Source organism: Actinophytocola sp. (assembly GCF_009379765.1).
Classification (GTDB): Bacteria; Actinomycetota; Actinomycetes; order Mycobacteriales; family Pseudonocardiaceae; genus Actinophytocola.
In genome coordinates this window covers 59,384-68,374 of the sequence record NZ_WHTD01000026.1, presented here as the reverse complement: position 1 = coordinate 68,374, position 8,991 = coordinate 59,384, and the positions used below count along the sequence as shown (strand labels likewise).

Below are 8,991 nucleotides of genomic sequence, written 5' to 3'. Positions count from 1 at the left end.
TACCGGGTTGACATGGCGTGGCACAAGCCTCGCACCAACCAACGCAAGCTCAGGGGACCGTGACGGCACCCAGCCACCAACCACCAGAGATCCGCACCGTCCGCCGGGACGCAACCAACACTCTTAATCCCGGGGAGGCGGACTAGTTACCGGGGAATGGGCGAAGCGTACATATCGAGTGACGTGCCCTCGCCAATACTTGAGCACAGCGTGTCGTTCGAACACCGAGAGGCTTGCCATGGCTGGAAAATGTCCCGCGCACGGAAACCCGGTCCCGTTCGACGACGACTTCTTCTTCAGCCCCTACCCGACCTACGCGGCACTGCACAATGCCGGCGACGCGCACCGGGTGTGCGACGTCGACGAGAGTCCACAGTGGATCGTGACGAGGTACGAGGACGTGCGCGACGGGCTGCGCGACGCCCGGCTCGCCCGCAACCCGTCCTACGCCGGACCCGACTACCCGGGTGACGCGCTGCCCGAGGACCTGCTCGACGCCTGCCCGCTGATCTCCGACCCGCCGGAGTACACCCGGCTGCGCCGGTTCGTCAACTTCGCGTTCATCCCGCGCCGGGTCAACGCGCTGCTGCCGCGCATCGAGGAGGTCGTCGACGGTCTCCTGGACTCCGTCGCCGAGGACGGCAAGACCGACCTGATGGGCTCGTTCGCGAGCGCGCTGCCGATCACGATCATCTGCGACATGCTCGGCGTGCCGACGGAGCTGCGGGCCGACTTCCGCACGGCGAGCGAGGCGATGCTCACCGGCACCGACGAGGAGGCCGGCGCCGCGTTCGACCCGCTCGTGACCATGCTCGGCGCGCTCATCGAGCGCCGGCAGGCCGAGCCGCTCGACGACCTGATCTCGCACTGGAGCCATTGGAAGCAGGATGACGGCTCGCCGGCACTGTCCTTTCCGGAGCTTCTGAGCATGTCGTTCTTCACGCTCATCGCCGGGTTCGAGACCACCGCCGGCACGCTCGGCAACGCGCTCGCGGCGCTGCTGCGGCAGCCGGAGAAGATCGCCGAGCTGCGTGCCGACCCGTCGCTGTACCCGGAGGCGGTCGAGGAGCTGATCCGGTTCGACGGGTCCGTGCAGAGCGGGGTGCGCCGGTTCGCGGTGGAGGACATGGAGATCGGTGACTGCCCGGTGCAGGCGGGCGATGTCGTCACGCTGTCGCTCGGCGCGGCCGCCCGCGACCCGCGGCGGTTCCCGGAGCCCGACGAGCTGGACTTCCGCCGGGAGAACAAACAACACCTCGGGTTCGGGCTCGGCCCGCACGTGTGCCCCGGGATGGAGCTGGGTCGGGCGCAGGTCCGGGTCGCGCTGCGGTCGCTGTTCGAGCGGTTCCCGGACATCCGGCTGGCCGTGCCCGCGGAGCAGCTGCGCTGGCGGCACTCGAACTTCATCCGCGTGCCGCAGGAGCTTCCGGTCATCGTCTGAGCCCGTCCCTCTTTGCTGACATGGGGTGTCCGAGATGCTGCGAACCGACCTGATCCGGCCGCTTGCGGAGCTGGTGGTGGCGCACGCGGATCGGTTCGGGGACCGGGTGGCGTTCGCCGACGCGCGCCGGAGCGTGACGTTCGCCGGCCTGGAGCGCCGGACCCGGCGGCTCGCCGGGCACCTCGCCGCGCTGGGCGTGCTGCCAGGGGACCGGGTCGCGGTCCGGCTCGGCGGCGTGGACTTCGTGGAGTGCTGCCTCGCGACCATCCGGGCGAGCGCGATCTGCGTGCCGGCCGGCGATCCGGCCGACGCGGAGCTGGTGGTCGACAACGAGTCCGATGTGGACTTCGCGACGCTGGTCGAGAAGGAGCCGATCACCGACGCCCGCGACGACCTCGACCTGGACGAGCTGGCGTTCGTCCTGCCCACGGCGGGGACCACCGGGGTGCCGAAGGGCGTGCTCGCGACGCAGCGCAACGTCCTGTGGACGGTGGCGAGCTGCGCGCCGATCCTCGGCCTGTCCGAGGAGGACACGGTGCTCCTGGGCGAGCCGGACCTGCTCGACATCCTCGGCGTGGTCGCGATCGGCGCGACCGCGTACCTGGACGTGCCGGACCCGTCGGTGACCGTGGTGGCCGGTCCGCCCGGCCTGTTCGCGGATCTTCCCGTGTTGCCGGCGCTTCGGCTCGGCGTCGTGCGCGGCGCGGCGCCCCGGGTGACCCTCGCCGTGCCGCTCGTGGAGACCTACGGAACCACCGAGACGTGCGGCCCGATCGCGGTCGCCTGGCCGGGTGGGGAGCCGGCGTGCATGCCGCTGCCGGGCCTCGGCCTGCGCCTGGTCGACCCGTCGTCCGGGCAGGACGTGGGCACCGGTCAGGAGGGCGAGGTGTGGGTGAGCGGCCCGAGCGTGATGGCGGGTGGCTACCACGACGAGCCCGACGCCACGGCCGCGGCCCTGCGCGACGGCTGGTACCGCACCGGTGACCTGGCCCGCCGTGACCCGAGTGGCTACCTCGCGGTGACGGCCCGCCGCGCCGACCTGATCACCCGCGCAGGGGAGACCATCCGCCCCGGCGACGTGGAGGCGGTGCTGCGCGAGGTCCCCGGCGTGCGCGACGCGGCGGTGGCGGCCCACCCGGACCGGGCCGAAGGCGAGGTCCCGGTGGCCTACCTCGTGGCCGGTGCCCCACCGGATCCGGCGGCGCTCGTCGCCACCTGTCGGTCGCGGTTGGCGCGCTCCGCGCAGCCTGTCGAGTTTCGGCTCGTGGACCGGATTCCGCGCACCCCGGCCGGGTCCGTCGTGCGGCGGGCGCTTTCGGCGCGGCCGTCCCGGTTGTGTGCCCTCGGCGCCGATCCCGAGGACCTGTACCGGGTGGGGTGGACGGAGGTCGCGACCGCGGGACCGTTGCCCACCGGCGTCACCGTGCTCGACGGGGCCGCACCCGCCGAGGAGGTCGGTGCTCAGCTCTACGCCTGGCTCGCGTCCGCGGGAGACGGGCACCTCGTCGTGGCGACCGCCGAGTCGGTTGCGCTGCCGGGGGATCCGCCGCCCAACCCGGCGCGCGCCGCCGTCCGGGGGCTCGTGCGGGCGGTCCAGCATCGGCACCCCGGGCGGGTCACGTTCGTCGACGGGGCGGCCGCGGTCGTGCCCGGGGAGGCGGAGCTCGCGGTTCGGGGTGGGACCGTCCTCGTGCCGCGGCTCGTGCCCGTGACGGCGCGGGACCAGCACGCCGGATGGGTGAATCCCGAGGTCGCCGGGTTCGGGGTCGACGCCCCGGGCCATGCGCTCGACGTCGCCGATCCCGGTGCGGCGATCCGGCGGGCGATCGAGCTGCACGAGCGGACGTCCGGCCCGCTGGTCTTCCTCGTCGCCGCCCGTGACCTGCTCGGCACCGGCCAGCCGGAACACGCGACGGTCGCCGCCTTCCTCGACGGGCTCGTCGCCCAGCGCCGCGCGCACGGGCTGCCCGCGGCCGTGGTCGCGATCGAGGGGCTGCCCACCGACCGCGCGGTCGACAGCGCGGTCGACACCGCCGGGATCCTCGGCGCCGCAAGCGTTGTCGCGATGCCGGCCGATCGGATGCCCGCGGGCCCCACGCTCCTGCGTGACCTGGTCGGGCCCGCCGAGCCCGCCAGGGAGCTGTCCGACGACGAGCTGCTCGACCTCGTGTGGACCGAGATCACCGGCGTCGTCGACATCGGGCTGTCCATCGGGGACGCCCTGGACCGGCCGTTCGCCGAGCTCGGCTTCGACTCGCTCGCCGGCGTGGAGCTGCGCAACCGGCTCACCGCCGCCACCGGCCAGCGGCTGCCCGCCACCCTTGTCCTCGACCACCCGACCCCGCGTGCGCTCCTCTCCCGGCTGCGTGGCGAGCCGGAGACCGTCCGGCCGGCCGAGCCAGGGCCGGTGGACGAGCCGGTCGCGATCGTCGGCATGGCGTGCCGGCTGCCCGGCGGCGTCGAGTCGCCCGCCGACCTGTGGCGGCTGGTGCTGGACGGCGGCGACGGCATCCGCCCGTTCCCCACCGACCGCGGCTGGGACGTCGACGGCGTGTTCGACCCCGACCCGGACCGGCCCGGCAAGTCCTACGTGCGCTCGGGTGGCTTCGTCGAGGACGCCGCCGGGTTCGACGCCGACTTCTTCGGCATCTCCCCGCGCGAGGCGCTCGCGATGGACCCGCAGCAGCGGTTGCTGCTCGAGGCCTCCTGGGCGGCGCTGGAGCACGCCGGCATCGACCCGACCTCGCTGCGCGAGAGCCGTACGGGCGTCTTCGCCGGCATGGTCGCGTCGGACTACGGCTGGGGAGCGCACACCGGCGCGGGCGGTGTCGAGGGCGTGGAGGGGCACCTGCTCACCGGCACCACGGCCAGCGTCGCGTCCGGGCGGATCGCCTACGTGCTGGGCCTGGAGGGCCCCGCGGTCACCATCGACACGGCGTGCTCGGCGTCGCTGGTCGCGATCCACCTCGCCGCGCAGGCGATCCGGGCCGGCGAGTGCACGCTCGCGCTCGCCGGCGGGGTCACCGTCATGTCGAGCACCGAGCCGTTCGTCGAGTTCTCCCGGCAGCGCGGGCTCGCGCCGGACGGGCGGTGCAAGGCGTTCGCCGGCGCGGCCGACGGCACCGCGTGGTCGGAAGGCGTCGGCACGCTCGTGCTGGAACGGTTGTCCGACGCGCGCCGCAACGGTCGCCGCATCCTCGCCGTCGTGCGCGGGTCGGCGGTCAACCAGGACGGGGCGTCGAACGGCCTGACCGCGCCGAACGGCCCGTCCCAGCAGCGGGTCATCCGCGCGGCGCTCGCCAACGCCGGGCTCCGTTCGTCCGATGTGGACGCCGTGGAGGCGCACGGCACCGGGACCGCGCTGGGGGACCCGATCGAGGCGCAGGCGCTGCTCGCGACCTACGGGCAGGATCGGGACCGGCCGCTGTGGCTGGGTTCGCTCAAGTCCAACATCGGGCACACGCAGGCCGCCGCTGGCGTGGCCGGCGTGATCAAGATGGTGCTGGCCATGCGGCACGGCGTGCTCCCGAGAACCTTGCACGTCGACGAGCCCACGCCCCAGGTCGACTGGGCCTCGGGCGCGGTGGAGCTGCTGACCGGGCAGCGCGACTGGCCGCGGGTCGAGCGGCCACGCCGCGCGGCGGTGTCGTCGTTCGGCATCAGCGGCACCAACGCGCACGTCATCCTCGAGCAGGCCGCGTCCACATCGGACTCCGAGGCCGGCACCCGGCCGCCGGTCGTGCCGTGGGTGCTCTCCGCCCGCTCGCATGGCGCGCTGGCCGCCCAGGCCGCCCGGCTCCTGCCCCACGACGGTGACCTCGCCGACATCGGTTACTCGCTGGCGACCACCCGGGCCGGGTTACCGCACCGCGCGGTGGTTCTCGGTGCCGACCGGGCCGAGCTGCGCGCGGGGCTCGACGCGCTGGCCGCCGGCCGGCCCACGCCGGGCGTGGTCACCGGCACGGTCACACCGGGCAAGCTGGCGATGCTGTTCACCGGTCAGGGCTCGCAGCGCGCCGGCATGGGCCGCGCGCTGTACGCGGAGTTCCCGGTGTTCGCGCAGGCCTTCGACGCGGTGTGCGCCGAGCTGGCCGCCGCGCTGGGCGGACCGCTGCGGGAGGTGGTCTTCGCCGAGGACGACGCGAGGCTGCACCGGACCGAGTTCACCCAGGCGGCGTTGTTCGCGGTCGAGGTCGCGCTGTACCGGCTGTGGGAGTCGTGGGGGATCACGCCGGACTGGGTCGCGGGCCACTCGATCGGCGAGCTGGTCGCCGCGCACGTCGCCGGTGTCTGGTCGCTCGCCGACACCTGCACGGTGGTCGCCGCGCGGGGCCGGCTCATGCAAGCGCTCCCGAGTGGTGGAGCGATGCTCGCCGTGCGCGCCGCCGAGCACGAGATCGAGCTGCCCGACCGGGTGAGCATCGCCGCGATCAACGGACCCAGGTCTCTGGTGGTCTCGGGTGACCAGGACGAGATCAGTGCTCTCGAGGCGAGCTGGGCCGGCGAGGGGCGCAAGGTCAGGCGGCTCACCGTGTCGCACGCGTTCCACTCGCCGCTGATGGAGCCGATGCTCGACGAGTTCCGCCGGGTGCTCGCCACCGTGTCCTACCGGGAGCCGCGGATCCCGATGGTCTCGAACCTCACCGGCGGGCCGGTGCGGCCGACCACCCCGGACTACTGGGTGCGGCACGTCCGCGAGGCGGTCCGGTTCGCCGACGGCGTCACGACCCTGGTCGAGCGGGGGGTGACCACGTTCCTCGAGGTCGGGCCGGACGCGGTGCTGTCCGGCATGGGCGCGGACTGTGTGGAGGGGCCGGCGTTCGTGCCGTCGCAGCGGCGTGGCCACGACGAGCTCGGCATGCTCGCCCGCGCGCTGGGCGGGCTGCACGTGCGTGGCGTGGGTCCGGAGTGGACGGCCATCTTCCCGGGTGCGCGGCAGGTCGAGCTGCCCACCTACGCCTTCCGGCACCAGGACTTCTGGCTCGCCGCCCGGCCCGCTGCCACCGACGCCGCCGGGCTCGGCCAGGCCGCCACCGGCCACCCGCTGCTCGGCGCGGCCGTCCCGCTCGTCGGCGGGGACACGACCGTGCTCACCGGCCGGCTCTCGCTGTCGACGCACCCGTGGCTCGCCGACCACGCCGTCGGCGGCACGGTTCTCGTGCCGGGCGCGGCGTTCGTCGAGCTGGCGATCCGCGCGGGCGACGAGGTCGGCCGCCACCACCTCGCGGACCTCACCCTGCACGCGCCGCTGGTGCTCACCGACGCCGTGCAGGTCCAGGTGACCGTGCGGGACGGCGCCGTGTCCGTCCACTCGCGACCCGAGGACGGTGGCGAGTGGGTCCGGCACGCGGGCGGCACCCTCAGCGCCGACGCTCCCGCGGGCGTCGACCTCACCGACTGGCCCCGCGGGGAGCCGCTGGCCGTCGACGACCTGTACGAACGGTTGGACGGCTTCGGCTACGGCCCGGCGTTCCAGGGCCTGCGCCGCGCCTGGCGCGACGGCGTCGACATCTACGCGGAGGTCGAGCTGCCCGATCCGGCCGACGCGGTCCGGTTCGGCATCCACCCGGCTCTGCTCGACGCCGCGATGCACGGGGTGTTCCTGCTCGACCGGGACCGTCAGGAGATCCGGCTGCCGTTCGCGTGGACCGGGGTGACCCTGCATGCCACCGGCGCCACCGCGGTGCGGGTTCGGATCAGCCCGACCGGCACAGACACGGTCAGCGTGCACGTCGCGGACCCGGACGGTGCCCCGGTGCTGACGATCGACGAGCTGGCCATGCGGGCCGTCGACGAGGACGCGCTGCGCGGACCGGCGCGCGGCCCGGCCGGCCGCTGGCTGTTCCATGTGGACTGGCCGCTCGCCCCGGCCGCCATCGGCGCGGTCCCGGAGCGCTGGGCGGTACTCGGTGCCACCCCGGCGCCGGCGGGGATCCCCGCGTCCCGGCACGGCGATCTCGCGGCACTGGCCGCGACCATGGATTCCGGCGCGCCCGCGCCGGAGGTGGTGGTGTATGAAGCGGGTGCCGGCCACAACGACGTGGCCGGCACCCACACCGCGACCCACGAGGCACTGCGGGTGCTGCAGGAATGGCTCGCGGACCCGAGGCTCGCGAGCGCCCGCCTGGTGGTGACGACCAGGGGAGCTGCGCTGCCTGAGCCGGCCGACGCGGCGCCCGCCGGCGCGGCACCCGGCCTGGCCGGGGCCGCCGTGTGGGGGCTCGTCCGCTCCGCCCAGGCCGAGCACCCGGGCCGGATCGTGCTCATCGACCACGACGGGGACACCACCGCGTTCGCCTCGGCGCTCGCCACCGGAGAGCCGCAGCTCGCCCTGCGCGGCGGCCGGGTCCACGTGCCCCGGCTCGCCCGCACCGTCCCGTCCACAGTGGAGCCGACAAGGCCACGGGGTCCGGTGCTGGTCACCGGCGGCACCGGTGGGCTCGGTGCGGCGGTCGCCCGGCACCTCGTCGCCGAGTACGGCGTCACCGAGCTGATCCTCGCCAGCCGCCGCGGTCCCGACGCGGAGGGTGCCGAGGCGCTGCGCGCGGAGCTGACCGAGGCGGGCGCGAGGACCGAGATCGTCGCCTGTGACGTCGCCGACCGCGACCGGCTCGCGGCGCTGCTGGCCGACCACCCGGTGAGCGGCGTCGTGCACACCGCCGGCGTCCTCGACGACGGCGTCATCGAGGCCCAGACCCCACAACGCGTCGACGCCGTCCTGGCGCCCAAGGCCGACGCCGCCTGGCACCTCCACGAGCTCGCCGGCGACGCCGAGCTGTTCGTCCTCTTCTCGAGCGCCGCCGGGATCCTGGGCACCCCCGGCCAGGCCAACTACGCCGCCGCCAACTCGTTCCTCGACGCGCTCGCCCGGTCCCGCCGAGCGGCGGGGCGGCACGCCGTCTCGCTCGCCTGGGGCCCCTGGGACAGCGGCATGGCCGCTCACCTCGATCGCAGTGACATCGCCCGGCTCGCCCGCTCCGGCACCGGCGCACTGTCCATTCCGGAAGGACTCGCCCTGTTCGACGCAGCCCTGGCCGGCAGCCACGCGCTGGCCGTCCCCATCAAGCTCGACCTCGGCCGGGCCGGCGGACCGCTCGTGCGCGGCCTCACGAGGCCCCGCCGCGCCGCCGGCACCGTCAAGACCGACATCGGCCTGCGCACCAAGCTCGGCCTGATGTCCACACAGGACCAGCGGCGGACCCTCCAGAACATGGTGCGCGAGCAGGTCGCCGCCGTTCTCGGCCACGCGAGCACGTCGGCGATCACTCCCGACCGGCAGCTCGACGGGCTCGGCTTCGACTCGCTCACCGCGGTCGAGCTGCGCAACCAGCTCAACGCGAGCACCGGCCTGCGCCTGCCGGCCACGCTGATCTTCGACCACCCGACCCCGGCGGCCATCGCCGAGGCGATCCGGGCCGAGCTGGCCCCCGAACCAGAGGTCCCAGAAGAGCGGGACGAGCGCACGACCCAAACAGACCTTATCGACGCAATGGATGCAGAGGGCCTTGTGCGCCGCGCGTTGCGTGATCGTGTCCGAGTGAGGCGGTGAA

General features: G+C 74.4%; 2 protein-coding genes. Both read left to right on the top strand.

All coding sequences use genetic code 11. The annotated features are described in order from the left end of the window. The first annotated feature begins 238 nt into the window (after nt 1–238). Entirely contained in the window at nt 239–1,441 is a 1,203-nt protein-coding gene (locus GEV28_RS10880; RefSeq protein WP_291411266.1) for a cytochrome P450, read from the top strand. Between the two features lie 34 nt (nt 1,442–1,475). Further along, nucleotides 1,476–8,990: a type I polyketide synthase gene (locus GEV28_RS10875; RefSeq protein ID WP_291411263.1), complete on the top strand. Its 7,515-nt coding sequence runs from the start codon at nt 1,476–1,478 to the stop codon at nt 8,988–8,990. Nucleotide 8,991: the final 1 nt, after the last annotated feature.